14 protein-coding genes are annotated in these 13,177 nt (G+C 71.8%); 4 read left to right on the plus strand and 10 right to left on the minus strand.

What is annotated here, in order from left to right:
- Positions 1-6 precede the first annotated feature (6 nt).
- The 4 genes from MICNX66_RS11660 to MICNX66_RS11675 are packed head-to-tail and all read right to left on the minus strand — an operon-like array spanning position 7 to position 4,812.
- A complete protein-coding gene (locus MICNX66_RS11660) occupies positions 7-1,056 on the minus strand; it encodes an ABC transporter permease (protein ID WP_232089058.1) in 1,050 nt (349 codons plus the stop codon).
- Entirely contained in the window at positions 1,053-2,189 is a 1,137-nt protein-coding gene (locus MICNX66_RS11665) for an ABC transporter permease (RefSeq protein ID WP_187662024.1), read from the minus strand. The genes MICNX66_RS11660 and MICNX66_RS11665 overlap by 4 nt, the downstream gene beginning before the upstream one ends.
- Positions 2,186-3,706, minus strand: a complete 1,521-nt coding sequence (locus MICNX66_RS11670) for a sugar ABC transporter ATP-binding protein (RefSeq protein WP_187662025.1) — start codon at positions 3,704-3,706, stop codon at positions 2,186-2,188. The genes MICNX66_RS11665 and MICNX66_RS11670 overlap by 4 nt, the downstream gene beginning before the upstream one ends.
- Positions 3,703-4,812, minus strand: a complete 1,110-nt coding sequence (locus tag MICNX66_RS11675; protein WP_187662026.1) for a Gfo/Idh/MocA family protein — start codon at positions 4,810-4,812, stop codon at positions 3,703-3,705. The genes MICNX66_RS11670 and MICNX66_RS11675 overlap by 4 nt, the downstream gene beginning before the upstream one ends.
- A 115-nt stretch (positions 4,813-4,927) precedes the next feature.
- Between MICNX66_RS11675 and MICNX66_RS11680 the strand changes: the two genes are divergently transcribed.
- Positions 4,928-6,145 carry an ROK family transcriptional regulator gene (locus tag MICNX66_RS11680; RefSeq protein ID WP_232089059.1) on the plus strand — a complete coding sequence of 406 codons (1,218 nt, stop codon included), beginning with the start codon at positions 4,928-4,930 and terminating at the stop codon, positions 6,143-6,145.
- Here MICNX66_RS11680 and MICNX66_RS11685 read toward each other — a convergent pair.
- Both MICNX66_RS11685 and MICNX66_RS11690 read right to left on the minus strand, forming a co-directional pair.
- Positions 6,097-7,233, minus strand: coding sequence for a Gfo/Idh/MocA family protein (locus MICNX66_RS11685; protein WP_187662027.1), 1,137 nt, complete (start codon positions 7,231-7,233; stop codon positions 6,097-6,099). The two genes, MICNX66_RS11680 and MICNX66_RS11685, sit on opposite strands and share 49 nt — an antisense overlap.
- A complete protein-coding gene (locus MICNX66_RS11690; RefSeq protein ID WP_187662028.1) occupies positions 7,233-8,039 on the minus strand; it encodes a sugar phosphate isomerase/epimerase family protein in 807 nt (268 codons plus the stop codon). The genes MICNX66_RS11685 and MICNX66_RS11690 overlap by 1 nt, the downstream gene beginning before the upstream one ends.
- Before the next feature lie 104 nt (positions 8,040-8,143).
- Between MICNX66_RS11690 and MICNX66_RS11695 the strand changes: the two genes are divergently transcribed.
- The 3 genes from MICNX66_RS11695 to MICNX66_RS11705 are packed head-to-tail and all read left to right on the plus strand — an operon-like array spanning position 8,144 to position 10,410.
- Positions 8,144-8,785, plus strand: a complete 642-nt coding sequence (locus tag MICNX66_RS11695) for a TetR/AcrR family transcriptional regulator (protein ID WP_187662029.1) — start codon at positions 8,144-8,146, stop codon at positions 8,783-8,785.
- A gap of 9 nt (positions 8,786-8,794) precedes the next feature.
- Positions 8,795-9,427: a DUF4166 domain-containing protein gene (locus MICNX66_RS11700; protein ID WP_187662030.1), complete on the plus strand. Its 633-nt coding sequence runs from the start codon at positions 8,795-8,797 to the stop codon at positions 9,425-9,427.
- A complete protein-coding gene (locus MICNX66_RS11705; protein ID WP_187662031.1) occupies positions 9,424-10,410 on the plus strand; it encodes an epimerase in 987 nt (328 codons plus the stop codon). The genes MICNX66_RS11700 and MICNX66_RS11705 overlap by 4 nt, the downstream gene beginning before the upstream one ends.
- A 20-nt stretch (positions 10,411-10,430) precedes the next feature.
- On the opposite strand, the gene MICNX66_RS11710 is transcribed toward MICNX66_RS11705, so the two are convergent.
- The 4 genes from MICNX66_RS11710 to MICNX66_RS11725 are packed head-to-tail and all read right to left on the minus strand — an operon-like array spanning position 10,431 to position 13,164.
- Complete coding sequence (locus tag MICNX66_RS11710; RefSeq protein ID WP_187662032.1) at positions 10,431-11,234, minus strand: MerR family transcriptional regulator; 804 nt, start codon at positions 11,232-11,234, stop codon at positions 10,431-10,433.
- Complete coding sequence (locus MICNX66_RS11715; RefSeq protein ID WP_187662033.1) at positions 11,224-11,766, minus strand: VOC family protein; 543 nt, start codon at positions 11,764-11,766, stop codon at positions 11,224-11,226. Before MICNX66_RS11715 ends, MICNX66_RS11710 begins: the two co-directional genes overlap by 11 nt.
- Positions 11,767-11,799: 33 nt before the next feature.
- Entirely contained in the window at positions 11,800-12,744 is a 945-nt protein-coding gene (locus MICNX66_RS11720) for a DUF1214 domain-containing protein (protein ID WP_187662034.1), read from the minus strand.
- 33 nt (positions 12,745-12,777) lie between these two features.
- Positions 12,778-13,164: a PLD nuclease N-terminal domain-containing protein gene (locus tag MICNX66_RS11725; protein WP_187662035.1), complete on the minus strand. Its 387-nt coding sequence runs from the start codon at positions 13,162-13,164 to the stop codon at positions 12,778-12,780.
- Positions 13,165-13,177 lie beyond the last annotated feature (13 nt).

Here is a 13,177-nt window from a genome sequence, read left to right on the forward strand (position 1 = left end):
GCATTGCTAATCTCCTCTGGTTGTAGGGCTTGATGCGGTGCTGCGGTTCTCGGCGTTCTCAGTCCCCGCGGTATGGACGTCCGTCGGCTGGGGACCGCGCCGGCGGCGGGCTCGGAAGGCGACACCCGCATAGGCGACGGCCGCGATGATGATGACGCCCTGCACGGCGTCACGGAGGGTGGAGGGGACGCCCGCGATGTTCAGGAGCAGGAACAGCGCCTCCAGCGCGAACGCTCCGGCCACGGCGCCGACGATCCAGCCTCGACCTCCGCCGAGCACGACGCCGCCGAGCACCACCGCGGTGATCGCGGTGAACTCGTAGCCCCGGCCGACGGACGGGTGCACTCCCGCGTACCCGACCAGCAGGACGGCGGAGAGGGTGGCCGAGAGGGAGGACAGCACGAACGCGCGGGTGGTGACCCAGGCCCGGCGGGCACCGGCGTAGTCCACGGCGCGGGCGTTGTCGCCGATCGCGATGAGGGTCTTGCCCAGCGGGCGCTTGGTGATGACGATGCCGAGGGCGAGCCAGGCGGCGAGCAGCAGCACGGCCCAGGGCAGGAACTCCAGCACGGGGAGGTCGCGGATCCCTCCGCGGCCGATCTCGCGGAAGCTGTCGGCCGGGTTGCCCGTGGCCGCGCCGCCCGTCCACCACATCACGCCGCCGAGCAGGGCGAGCATCATGCCCAGCGTCACGATGAACGACGGCACCTTGAGCAGCGTCGTGAGGACGCCGTTGACGAGCCCGACGACGATACCGAACACCACCATGAGCAGCAGCACCGGGAGGGTGCGCGCGTCGTCCTGGCCGACGAGGTTGCCGGCGATGATGACCTGCGCCGTGATGAGCGACCCCTGGGAGAGATCGAACTCCCCGGCGATGATCACGAAGTACTGCCCGATCGCGACGATCGCGATGGGCGCGACGCGCTGCAGGTATCGCATGAACTGGCCGGGCTCGGCGAAGCTCGGGTTGAGCACGGCGACCGCGACGAGCAGGATCACGAGCAGCAGGAAGACCGCCCCGCGGGGGCTGACGAGCGTGCGCAGCGCGTTCATGAGCGTCCTCCTTCCCGCACGGAGGCGGTATCCCCTGCGCTGTCGACGGCGGCGACCTCGATGGTCGGATCGGCGAGTTCGGCGGCCGCCACCGCCATGTCCCCTTCGGCCGCCTTCGCGGCGTCGTCTCCCCCGGTGCGCGTGCCGCCGGCCCCGAAGCGCGGCCGGCGGCGCACGATGGCCCGCCGACTGTAGACGGCGACGGCGGCGACGATGACGATGCCGCGCACCACATCCTTGAGGAAGGGGTTCACCTGCAGCACGCTCATGACTTTGTCGACGACGGCGAGGATGGCGACGCCGCCGATGGTGCCCCAGATCGAGCCGCGCCCGCCGAGGAGCAGCGTGCCGCCCAGCACGACCGCGGCGATGGAGAGCAGCGCGTAGCCGCCCTGCTGACCGACCGTCGGGCTGCCCACGCCGAGACGGCTGGCGAGCAGGAGGCCGGCGAGGCCCGCGAACACGGAGCACAGCACGTGCGCCCAGACCAGCGGCAGGCGGGTGCGCACGCCGCTGAGCCGCGCGATCTCGGGGTCACCGCCGACGGCGTAGAGATGGGCGCCGGTGCGGGTGCGGTTCAGCAGCACCCACACCAGCACGGCGAGCGCGATCATGATGAGCGTGGACACCGGGATCGGTCCGACCCCGGTCGCGCCGATGAGCTGGAACGCCCACGGGACCTCGCCCGCCGAGCCTTCGAAGTTCGTGTTGAGGATGCCCTGGAGGATCAGCCCGACGCCGAGCGTCGCGATGAAGCCGTTGACCTTGAGCACCGTCACGATGAGCCCGTTCACGAGCCCGATCCCCGCGCACACGAGGAGCGTCACGATCACCGCGAGCGGGATGTTGCCGGCGTTCCCGGCCATCATCGTCGCCGCGAGCAGGCTCGACAGGCTGATGACGTAGGTGACCGACAGGTCGAGCGAGGCGCCGAGCACCACGAGCGTCTGCCCGATGGCCACGAGGCCGAGCACGCTCATCCCGGTCAGGATGTCGCGGATGTTCCCCGGGCTGAGGAAGTTGCGACCGACCGTGGCGACGAGGATCGCGCCGACGACGAGGGCCAGCAGCAGGATGCCCAGCACGATGACGGTCGAATCGATGCGGAGACGGGCTCCGGTGCGGCGGCTCATCGCGCGCCCCCGTTCGTCGAAGGACCGCGGTCGGCGCCGGTGGCCGCCGCGAGGATCTCGTGCTCGGCCGCACCGGCCGGCAGCTCGGCGACGAGCTCGCCGTCGTGCATGACGAGGATGCGGTCGCTCATGCCGATGACCTCCGGCAGCTCGCTCGAGACCATGAGCACGGCCTTCCCCTGCGCCGCCAGCTCGCGCATGAGTTGGTAGACGGCGTACTTGGCCCCCACGTCGATGCCCCGTGTCGGCTCGTCGAAGAGCACGATCTGCGGCTGGGTGAGCAGCCACTTGGCCAGCACCACCTTCTGCTGGTTGCCGCCGGACAGGAAGCGCACCTCCTGGTCGAGACCGCGCGAGGACACCTCCAGCGTGCGGAGCACTCCCGGCACCTCCCGGCGCGACGCCGCGGTGCGTCCGGCGAACACGTTCCGCACCACGAGCAGGGCGTTGTCGAGGATCGACTGCCCCAGCGCGAGCCCCTGGGCCTTGCGGTCCTCCGAGACCAGGGCGAGTCCGGCGCGCACGGCCGCACGCGGCCCGGTGATCCGCACCGGCTCGCCGTCGATCCGCACGGCGCCGCGGGTGAAGGCCTGGATGCCGAACACCCCCTCCACGAGCTCCGTGCGTCCGGAGCCCTGGAGCCCTGCCACCCCGACGATCTCCCCGGCACGGAGCGTCAGCGACACCGAGTCCACATAGGCGTTCCCGCAGCCGTCCAGTTCGAGCCGGGGCGCGCCGACCGCGGTGCCGGCGACCGGGTCGGGGAAGTAGGACTGGATCGACCGGCCCACCATCCGGCGCACGAGCTCGTCGGTGGTCAGGGCCGCGGTCTCGTCCGTGGAGACGAGGGCGCCGTCCTTGAGGATCGTGATCCTGTCGCAGAGGTCGAAGATCTCCTTCAACCGGTGGGAGACGTAGATGACGGCGACACCACGGGAGGTGAGCCGGCGGATGATCGCGTACAGCAGCTCCACCTCGCGGTCGCTGAGCGCCGCGGTCGGTTCGTCCATCGAGATCACCTGCGCATCGAACGACAGCGCCTTCACGATCTCGACGATCTGCTGCTCGGCCACCGTCAGCGAGCCCACCCGGGCCTGCGGGTCGATGAAGGAGACTCCGAGGTCGCTGAGCAGCTCCGCGGTGCGCTCGTTCATCGCCCGCACGTCGATGAGTCCCGCGCGCCGTGGCTCCCGGCCGAGGTAGACGTTCTGCGCGACCGTGCGCTCCGGGAGCAGGGTGAACTCCTGGAACACCGTGACGATGCCGGCGTCCATCGCCTGCCGGGGGTGCGCGTGGTGCACCTCCGCGCCGCGGTAGGCGATCGTCCCCTCGTCGGCCGGCTGCACGCCCGCGATGATCTTCATGAGCGTGGACTTGCCTGCACCGTTCTCGCCGACGAGGCCGTGCACCTCCCCCGGCCGCACGTCGAAGTCGATGCCCTTCAGCACCTCCACGCCGAAGAACGCCTTGCGGATCCCGGCCACCTGCAGCACCGGCTGTGTCGTCGTCGCGGTCATGCCGGCACCTCCGTCCAGCGGCCCTCGTGGGCGGCGGAATCGAGCACGGCCTCGGTCAGCACCGCCGCACGGTGGCCGTCGGCGAACGTCGGCAGACCGTCGGGCACGTCGCCCGCGATCGCGGCGTAGACGTCCGCGACGAAGCCGTTGAAGGCGTCCTGGTATCCCATGGCGTGCCCGGCGGGGACGCGCTGCAGCCGGGCGGACTCCGGGTCGGCCGTGGCGGGGTCGCGCAGCAGCAGCCGCGACTCCTCCCGCATGCCGACCCAGAGCTCCTCCGGCCGTTCCTGCTCGAACCGCAGACTCTGCCGCGTCCCGTGCAGCTCCAGGGTGAGGGCGTTCTTGCGGCCCGCCGCCATCTGCGAGATGAGCAGCGTGCCGAGTGCCCCCGCCGAGGTCTCGACGAGCACGGCGACGATGTCCTCCGTGTCGACGGCTTGCCCCGCCCGCTCGGCGAACACCCGGCGGGTGCGGGCGCTGAGGGTCCGGATCCGATCGCCCGTGACGAACTCGAGGAGGTCGCACAGATGCGAGCCGATGTCGGCGAAGGCGCGGGAGGCGCCGCCGGACGAGGAGCGCACCCGCCAGTCGTCGTCGGTGGGCCGCAGCATCCAGTCCTGCAGGTACGAGCAGTCCAGCGTGAGCAGCTCGCCGGCCTCCCCGCGGGCGATGCGCGCCCTGGCCTCGCGCACCATGGGGTGGTAGCGGTACACGAAGGGGACGGCGGCGACGAGTCCGGTCTCGGCGGCGACCTCGGCGAGGGTGGCGGCGTCGGCGGCGCTCGTGGCGAGCGGCTTCTCGCACACGACGTGCTTGCCCGCTCGCAGCGCGCGCAGGGCGAGGTCGGCGTGCGTGGCGTTGGGGGTGCAGATGTGGACGACGTCGATGTCGTCGGCGTCGAGCAGGGCCTCCGCGTCCTGCTCGGCGCGGGCGGCGCCGAGCAGGTGCGCGGCATCCCTGGCGCCTTGGGCGGACCGGGTGGCGACGGCGCGCAGTGCCCCGCCTGCGTCTCGGGCGGCCGTGCGGTGCACGCGGGCCATGAAGCCTCCGCCGAGGATCCCGGTCCGGATCGTCCCGAGACCGGTGTCAGTGACATCCGTTGTCATGCCGGTGAGTCTGACACAGCGATGAGGACTTTTGCTAGTCCTTCGTCAAAAGTTGTGTGTAACGAATTCGAAGTCGCACCACGGAGCGGAGGAAGTGCTGTGCTTTACTGACGCCATGGTTGACGTGCTGAGACCGCTTGCGACGCCCTCCCCCGGGACCGGCGAGATCTTCCAGATCCTCCGCGACGGGCACGCCCGCACCAAGGCGGAGCTCGCCGCCCTCACCGGACTGGCCCGCTCCACCGTCGCCTCCCGGGTCGATGCTCTGCTGGCCGCCGACCTCCTGCGCCCCGCCGGTGAAGCGGTGTCGACCGGAGGTCGTCCTCCCGCCCGCGTGGCGTTCAACCCGCGCGCCGGGCTCGTCCTGGCCGTCGACCTCGGAGCCACCCACGCGACCGTCGCCGTGGCCGACCTCGCCGGCGTGATCCTGGACGCACGCACGCGCGCGATCGACATCGGCGATGGGCCGGAGGCCCTGCTGGACGCGATCCTCGCGGAGGGCAGCGCCCTGCTCGAGGCGACCGTCGGCGGCCTCCCCCTCGTGGGCGTGGGCATCGGCGTCCCCGGCCCCGTCGAGCACTCCACGGGGCGCCCGACGAACCCGCCGATCATGCCGGGCTGGGACCGGTTCGACGTCCCGGGCTACGTGCAGCGCACGTTCGACGTGCCGGTCCTCGTCGACAACGACGTGAACATCCTCGCCCTCGGCGAGCAGGCCACGAGCTGGCCCCGGGTGGACGACCTCGTGTTCGTGAAGGTGTCGACGGGAATCGGCGCAGGGATCATCGCCGGCGGGCAGCTCCAGCGCGGTGCCCAGGGGTCGGCGGGCGACATGGGCCACGTCCAGGTGCCGATGAGCGCGGGCTCGGCGCGGCAGCCGGGCGATGAACGGGATCTCGAAGCCCTCGCGAGCGGGTCGGCCCTCGCCGTCGCGCTGCGCGCCGAGGGGCATGACGTGCACACTGCCTCCGACGTCGTCGGCCTCGTCCGCGCCGGCAATGCGGCAGCCATCGAGGCCACCCGTCAGGCCGGCCGCGACGTCGGCGAGGTGCTCGCGACGGTCGTGAACCTGCTGAACCCGTCGATCATCGTGCTCGGCGGCAGCATCGCCCGCGCCGGCGAGCATCTGCTCGCCGGGGTCCGCGAGGTCGTCTACCGCCGCTCGATCCCGCTCGCCACCCAGCACCTTGCGATCGTGCAGTCGCAGGCAGGTGACCGCGCGGCGGTGCTGGGGGCGGCGATCATGGTCGCCCGCGAGGTGCTCTCCCCCGCGAACGTCGACCGCTACGTCGCCGCGAAGGGATCGAAGTCGGCGGGCAGCGCGCCCACCTGATCCAGCGTGCTCGCGACCTCCACGAAGGTGCGCCGCGCCGCAGCCTCCTCGATCGAGAGCAGGGTGTCGAGCACGTGGTACCCGAACTCGCCGGTGGCGACGTGCGGTCGGCCCTCGGCGATCGCGCGCGCCATGTCGAGCAGCCCGAGCCCGCGCCCCGCGAGCACGCCTTCCGGCACGACGTCGATGACCTCCTGCACCACCGGCTCCGGCGGCACGAAGTGTCGGGACAGCGGCCGGGTGATCGTGATCGGCCCGCCGAACGTGTTCGGGTCGGGGATGACCAGGGTGCCCTCGGTCCCCGTGATCTCCACGATCCCCTGCCGCACCAGCGGCGAGTCCGTGCTGTAGAGGCTCTGCGCCTGTCCGCCACCCTCGAAGTCCATCAGGACGCTGAGCGTGGACGGGATCTCGACCGGGAACTCCTCCCCGGCGCGATCGCCGACCTGTACCCGGCGGGTCGGCGATCCCTGCAGCCCGAGGGCGGCGACCGCGGCGACCGGCCCGAAGACGTGCACGAGGGTCGAGACGTAGTACGGCCCCATGTCGAGGAGCGGCCCCGCCCCCTTCGCGTAGAGGAACGCGGGGTTCGGGTGGAAGATCTCCGGCCCCTGCCACTGGAAGGTCGTCTGGCCGAACAGCGGGCGGCCGATGTCGCCGCGGGCGATGGCACGCTTCGCGGTCTGCACGCCGGGACCGAGGACGGTGTCCGGCGCGACGCCGACGCGGAGTCCGGCCGCCGCGGCCGCCTCCAGCAGGCCTCGCGCCTCCTCGCGGTCCACGCCGAGCGGCTTCTCCGTCCACACGTGCTTCCCCGCGGCGACGATCGCCTCCGAGACGGCGACGTGCGCGGCGGGGATCGTGAGGTTCACGACGATGTCGATGTCGGGATCATCGAGCACCACCTCGACGCCCCCGGCTCGCGGCACCCCGTACGCCGCGGCCTGCGCGCGTGCACGCTCCTCGACGAGGTCGCCGATCGCCCGCACCTCCACGTCCGGGAAGCGCGTGAGGTTCTGCAGATACTGGTCGCTGATGTTGCCCGCGCCGATGAGGCCGACGCCGACGACGTCGCCGCCGCGCACCATCAGCGCGCCGCCTCGGCGTCGAGGAAGACCCGGCTGCGCTCGATGGCGTCGAACAGATCGCCGTCGTAGTGGTCGAACTCGACGATGGCGAGTTCGAGCGCCGGCGCGGCGGCGATGGCCTCCCGGAGCGGCACCGCCCCGTCGCCCGCGGGCACCTGATCCGCGGGCGGGTAGGCGTCCAGCAGCGCGGGGTCGAGGGTGCCGTCCTTCGCGTGCACGGCGATCACGCGCTCGCCGAGACGCTCCACGAGGGTCACCGGGTCGACACCGCCGCGGGCCACCCAGTACAGGTCGACCTCCAGCACGACGCGCTCATCGAGGTGCTCCGCGAGGACCTCCAGCCCGGTCACCCCGTCGAACTCCGCCTCCAGCTCATGCGCGTGGTTGTGGTAGCCGACCCGGACGCCGGCCTCGGCGCCGATCTCCGCCGCCTCGTTGAGCAGCCGGGCGGTCTCGACGATCTGATCGACCTGTTCCCAGCGCGCAGGCTCGGTGTACGGATCGATCACCGTGTCCATGCCGAGCGTCTTCGCGGCCGCGAAGACCTCCGCCGGCGAAGGGACGGGGGCCGTCGTGCCGGAACCGTCCGGGCGCACGAAGGTCGGCGTGGCGAGGAAGGCATGCCCGGAGGGGGCCGTCAGTCCAGCGGCCGACACCGCGGCAGCCATCGCCTCCGCCCGGCGGACGAAGTCGTAGGGCTCGACCGCGCTGAATCCGCGCGCCGCGACGGCGGCGAGCGTGCCCTCGAGGTCGGCCTCCAGCTGCTCGCGGATCGTGAACAGCTGGAGAGAGGTCTGGATCGTCATCGGTCGTGCTCCTCGGTCGTCGGCGACAGGCGGGCATCGCGCCCCGGAGGCACGCTAGCACCGAATACCTCCACATGGAAGTTTTCTGTCGCTAGACTCGGGCCATGCCCCCCGCACCCTCCGAGGACTCCGAACGCCCGCGCCCGCGCGGCGCCTACGCCAAGGGCGTCGCGCGGCGCCAGGAGATCCTGGACCGCGCGATCGAGGTGTTCGCGGCCCGGGGCGCCGACCGCACGAGCCTGCGGGCGATCGCGAAGGCGGTGGGGGTGACGCATGCCGCCCTCACCCACTACTTCGGGTCGCTGGAGGAGCTGCTCGTCGCGGTCTACGTCGAGAGCAACGCGCCGGAACGGAAGACCGACCCGGAACCCGCGAACCCCGTCGAGGGCATGATCCGGTCGGCCAGGGCCAACCGCGAGGTGCCCGGTCTGGTGCCGCTCTACTCCACGCTCGTCGCCAGCGCTCTCGAGGAGGGCCACCCCGCCGCCCGCAGGTTCGCGACCGAGCGCTTCGCCCGCCTGCGGGCCGACATCGCCGAGACGGTCCGGGAGCAGCAGAAGGACGGAAGCATCCGTACGGACGTCGATCCGCTCGCGGTCGCCGCCCTCGTCGTCGCCGCTTCGGACGGCCTGCAGACGCAGTGGCTCCTGGACGACACCGCTCCGCAGCATGAGGCCCTCGCCCTCCTCGACCGCTTGCTCCGCCCGACCGACGACGCGGGCCGGGAGGGGTCCTCCGCGGGCTAGGCTCGAAGCGTGACGCCCGTGCCGCAGTCCCCGTACGCGAGGGCTCTCGGCGCGCGTCTCACCGAGCTGCACCCCCGGCTGCGGGCCTACTTCCAGGCGGTCCCCGACGGGATGGTCGGCGTCGGCGAAGGGACGTTCCAGCGCGTCGGCACGCCCCGCCGGGCCCTCTGGCCCCTGCTCCGCCGCCTCGAACGGCGCGGGGTGATCGCCGCCCGCTGGGAGCGCGACGTGCCGTTCCGCATCGAGAACCGCACCATCGCCTCCCGGGCGATCGCCGAGCGCACCTTCCGATTCGCGGGCGGGCCGTGGGTGATGCGCGATGCCGTGGCCCCGACCAGGCACGGCCGCATCGTCGACGAGCTCGGCGAGCCCGGCCTGGTCGCGGCCTGCTTCGACGTGGAGCCCCGTGCCGGCGCCCTGCACCTGACGAGTCGCGCGGTGGGCATCCGCGTCGGGCGCTTCCGGCTCCGCATCCCGCGGGTCGTGGCCCCTGTCGTTCGGCTCGTCGAGCGCTGGGACGAGGAGGCCGAGCGGCAGCGCGTGCGGCTGACCGTGGATGCGCCGCTCCTCGGGCGCCTCTACGAATACCGCGGCGACTTCAGCTACATCCTGGAACCGGATCGGAAGGACGACGACGCATGAGCACGGACCGGGTGGTCATCGGCGGAGCGACGGGCTTCATGGGACGGTATCTCGCTGCACGCCTGCGGGATGCCGGGCGCGAGGTCGTCACGATCTCCCGCTCCGGCAGCGACCTGTCCTGGGGCGACCAGGGCGGCATCGATGCCGCCGTCGATGGGTCGTCCCTCGTGATCGGCCTCGCGGGCAAGAGCGTGAACTGCCGGTACACGCCGCGCAACCGGGCCGAGATCTTCCGCTCCCGACTGGACACGACCGCAGCCCTGAGCCGCGCGATCTCCCGCGCCGCCACTCCGCCGCCGCTGTGGGTCAACTCCTCCACGGCCACCATCTACCGACATGCCGAGGACCGGCCGATGACGGAGTCATCCGGCGAGATCGGCACCGGCTTCTCGGTCGAGGTCGCCAAGGCGTGGGAGCGCGCGCTCTTCGCCGACGCCCTGCCCGGCACCCGTCGCGTGGCTCTCCGCAGCGCCATCGTCCTCGGCGACGGCGGCGTGCTGGAACCGCTCCGCACGCTCGCCCGACTGGGCCTCGGCGGCCCGCAGTACGACGGGTTCTGGCCGGTCGGCCCCGCGCGCCGGGCCGCCGGGACCGCACACCTCCCCGGCGCCCGTCGCGGTCGGCAGCGCTTCAGCTGGATCCACATCGAGGATGTGGCGCGCATCATCGAGTTCCTCGAGGAGACCCCGGCGCTGGAGGGCCCGGTCAACGCCGCTTCGCCGCACCCCGTCGACAACGCCGCCTTCATGGCCACCGTGCGCCGGGTGCTGGGGGCGAAGGTCGGCCCGCCGATGCCGCGCTGGATGCTCGAGCTCGGCGCGATCGGCATCCGCACCGAGACCGAGCTCGTGTTGAAGAGCCGCTGGGTCCTGCCCGAGAAGCTCACCGCCGCCGGCTTCACCTTCCGCTACCCCGACCTGGAAGAGGCCGTCCGCGCCTCGTTCGCCGTCGCCGACCTGAGCGCCGGACCGCGCGCGGCCTGATCCCGACGGGCGGAGCGGGGTCACCGCCAGGTCGCGGACTCCGGGTCGACGCCGTGACGCCGGGCCTCGGCCTCGATGCTGCGCCGGAACCACTCCGCCAGCCCCGGGCGGATGCCGTCGTAGTGCGCCGCGTAGCCGGGGTCCGTGGTGAACAGCCGGCCGAGGATGACCTGCATCTCCCTGGTCAGCGGGAAGTAGGCCGAGAAGACCGCGCGGTGCCGCTCGACGAGCGCGTCGGCGTCCGCCGTCCCCGGAGCCGCACCGGCATCCATCGCCGTCGCGAGGGCCGACTCCACCTCCCGCATCGCGTCCGCGACGGCCTGCCATTCCCCCGCATCACGCGCGGCGGATCGCTCCGCGTACTGCTGCCACTGCACCGTGTCGCCCCAGCGACGGCGCGCATCGAGAGGCCAGGCCGGGTTCCAGTCCGGCCCGAAGACTGCGCGTTGTTCGCCCTCGTTCAGCATCAGACCGCGCTCGTGGGCGGACACCATCCGCTCCAGATCGGCCTGCAGAGCGGTCAGACGTGCGATCCGGGCCGCGAGTTCCCCCTGCTGCGTGCGCAGCGCGGTGAGGATGTCCGTGGCCTGATCGTCCAGCAGCCGACGGATCGCGTCGAGACCGAGACCGAGCTCTCGATAGACGACGATCCGCCGCAGGCGCTCCTGATCGACGTCCGTGTACACCCTGTATCCCGCCGACGAACGCGCGGACGGGCGAGCCAGGCCGATGTCGTCCCAGTGATGCAGCGTCCGCACCGTCACTCCGGCGAGCGCCGCGGCCCGACCGACGGTCAGGTCCGCGGTGCCGCTGTCATCCGGCATCCGCTCCTCCTCCGCTGTCCGCCGGGTCCGCGGGCGGACGGATACCCATCTGCGCGAGGGTGGCCGCCTCGACGCTCCCCGGCTCGTAGGGCTTCGCCGCCGTGAAGACGACGCGCACCTTCTCAGGGGTCACGATCTCCACATCCCGCGTGTTCCAGGGCGTGTCGATCGGCTCCTCGACGGCGCCGGGATCCCACGCCCGGCAGGCCTCGACGAGCGGGTCGATCTGGCCGAGCACGCACGCGAAACTGACCCGCAAGTCCGGCACGGCCTCCTGTTCTGTCTCCGCCGGCACGAGCAGCACGTCCTGGAAGGCCCACCGCCGGAGGTGGACGACCCGCCCCGGCACCCCGAAGAGCTCGAAGAACCCCAGGCCCCGCGTCCAGAACTCGACCGAGGCGGCGAGATCCGTCGTGGGGACGGTGATGAAAGCGGGCATCCCGTAGATGCCCCGGAACAGCTCCGGTGCGACCGTGTCGGGCCCGGGCGTCGGCACCGGGCTCATCTCGAAGGCGTTGTAGTGATCAGTCATGACTCCACGGTCGCGCCTCACGCCGCGTCAGGGTCAAGCCGATTCCTGGAGCGTCGGGAACTTCCAGCTGCCGTCGAGCACCTCGGGACGGGGGCGATAGAGCCGGACCAGGTAGTTCCAGCCCTCCGTGATCGGCAGGACGTTCGGCAGGCCTTCCGGGTGGTCGCCGAAGCGGACGGTGAGCGTGCCGTCGTCGTTGCGGACGCCGGTGATGTCGTTGATCGTGTAGGCGTCGCGATCGTTCGGCTCGAAGAAGCCGTCCGCGTTGTACACCGAGATCGACCAGAAGCCGTCGACGGGGACCTCGCCGACCGTGAGCTCGTACCGGCCCACCGGCAGACGCGGGTCGACGCCGATGTAGCTCGCCTCGGACGAAGGAAGCCCTCCCCAGCCCGCCGCCGTGCCGATGAGGTGCCGCACCGGGTCGACCTCGTCCGCGCTGCCGAACATGCGGTCGAAGCCCCGGAGGTTCCGGGCCAACGCGAGCAGCGCCCGGCGGGTCTCGTCGAGGGTGACGGTGTCGTAGTCCGGCATCGCGAACGGCGTGGCCGCCCCGCTGCGCAGGGCGATGCGGTCCTGGAGGGCGGTCACCGCCGCCACATCCGTCGGATCGGTGGGGTCGACGAGGATGCGCACCGCGAGCACGACGTACGGCGTCCCGAACTGCGCCTTGGTGAGGGTGTGCTCGCCCGCCTCGTGGAAGATCGCATCCACGTAGTGCTGCTCGTTGACGACCATCGCCGAGAGGTAGCGGTCGCCGTGCTCCGGGATCGTGAAGGCGGCTCCCTCGCTGATGTCCAGGACGGCGAAGCTGTAGAGCGTGTCCCGGTTCAGCCGGATCACGGTCTGCCGGTCGATCGCGGCCGGAGCCCTGTTGTGCAGGAACCGATCCACACCCCCGGCCTCCTTCTGGAGGTCGCGCATCATGCGGTGGGTCTCGGCGAGGGCGAAGTTGTCGACGTTCACGAGGATGCTCATGACGGCATCCTGACAGCCCGGAGCGGTCGATCGCTAGGACTGCGGGAGGGCGTCGTCTCCGCGTTCGCGACGGCGCTTCTCGATCTCCTCGCGCAGCCGCCACTCCTCGATCTCGCGGTCGAGGTCCGCGATCTGCTGCTCGGTCGAACGGGTGTCCACCGACGGCGCAGGCCGTGCGACGGTGGCCGTCGGGGCGGACGGACGCTCGGCTCGCCGCATCCGCGGGAGGGGGACGCCGGCCTCCCCGTACTCCCGGCCGATCGCGAACCACAGCGCGCTGCCGATCAACGGCAGGAGGATCACGGTGATGATCCAGACCATCTTCGGCAGGTACTTCACCTGCGAGTCGTCGCGCGTGATGATGTCGATCAGTGCACCGATCATCAGCGCGATGACCAGGAGCGAGAACAGGAACGGCATGGGATCAGGGTAG

Origin of the sequence: Microbacterium sp. Nx66, from assembly GCF_904066215.1 — a bacterium.
Taxonomy (GTDB): Bacteria; Actinomycetota; Actinomycetes; order Actinomycetales; family Microbacteriaceae; genus Microbacterium; species Microbacterium meiriae.

What these genes read in the sequence shown, in the direction of transcription:
- MICNX66_RS11660 (WP_232089058.1), bottom strand. Translation starts at nt 1,056, where the DNA reads ATGAACGCGCTGCGCACGCTCGTCAGCCCCCGCGGGGCGGTCTTCCTG.
- MICNX66_RS11665 (WP_187662024.1), bottom strand. Translation starts at nt 2,189, where the DNA reads ATGAGCCGCCGCACCGGAGCCCGTCTCCGCATCGATTCGACCGTCATC.
- MICNX66_RS11670 (WP_187662025.1), bottom strand. Translation starts at nt 3,706, where the DNA reads ATGACCGCGACGACGACACAGCCGGTGCTGCAGGTGGCCGGGATCCGC.
- MICNX66_RS11675 (WP_187662026.1), bottom strand. Translation starts at nt 4,812, where the DNA reads ATGACAACGGATGTCACTGACACCGGTCTCGGGACGATCCGGACCGGG.
- MICNX66_RS11680 (WP_232089059.1), top strand. Translation starts at nt 4,928, where the DNA reads ATGGTTGACGTGCTGAGACCGCTTGCGACGCCCTCCCCCGGGACCGGC.
- MICNX66_RS11685 (WP_187662027.1), bottom strand. Translation starts at nt 7,233, where the DNA reads ATGGTGCGCGGCGGCGACGTCGTCGGCGTCGGCCTCATCGGCGCGGGC.
- MICNX66_RS11690 (WP_187662028.1), bottom strand. Translation starts at nt 8,039, where the DNA reads ATGACGATCCAGACCTCTCTCCAGCTGTTCACGATCCGCGAGCAGCTG.
- MICNX66_RS11695 (WP_187662029.1), top strand. Translation starts at nt 8,144, where the DNA reads ATGCCCCCCGCACCCTCCGAGGACTCCGAACGCCCGCGCCCGCGCGGC.
- MICNX66_RS11705 (WP_187662031.1), top strand. Translation starts at nt 9,424, where the DNA reads ATGAGCACGGACCGGGTGGTCATCGGCGGAGCGACGGGCTTCATGGGA.
- MICNX66_RS11710 (WP_187662032.1), bottom strand. Translation starts at nt 11,234, where the DNA reads ATGCCGGATGACAGCGGCACCGCGGACCTGACCGTCGGTCGGGCCGCG.
- MICNX66_RS11715 (WP_187662033.1), bottom strand. Translation starts at nt 11,766, where the DNA reads ATGACTGATCACTACAACGCCTTCGAGATGAGCCCGGTGCCGACGCCC.
- MICNX66_RS11720 (WP_187662034.1), bottom strand. Translation starts at nt 12,744, where the DNA reads ATGAGCATCCTCGTGAACGTCGACAACTTCGCCCTCGCCGAGACCCAC.
- MICNX66_RS11725 (WP_187662035.1), bottom strand. Translation starts at nt 13,164, where the DNA reads ATGCCGTTCCTGTTCTCGCTCCTGGTCATCGCGCTGATGATCGGTGCA.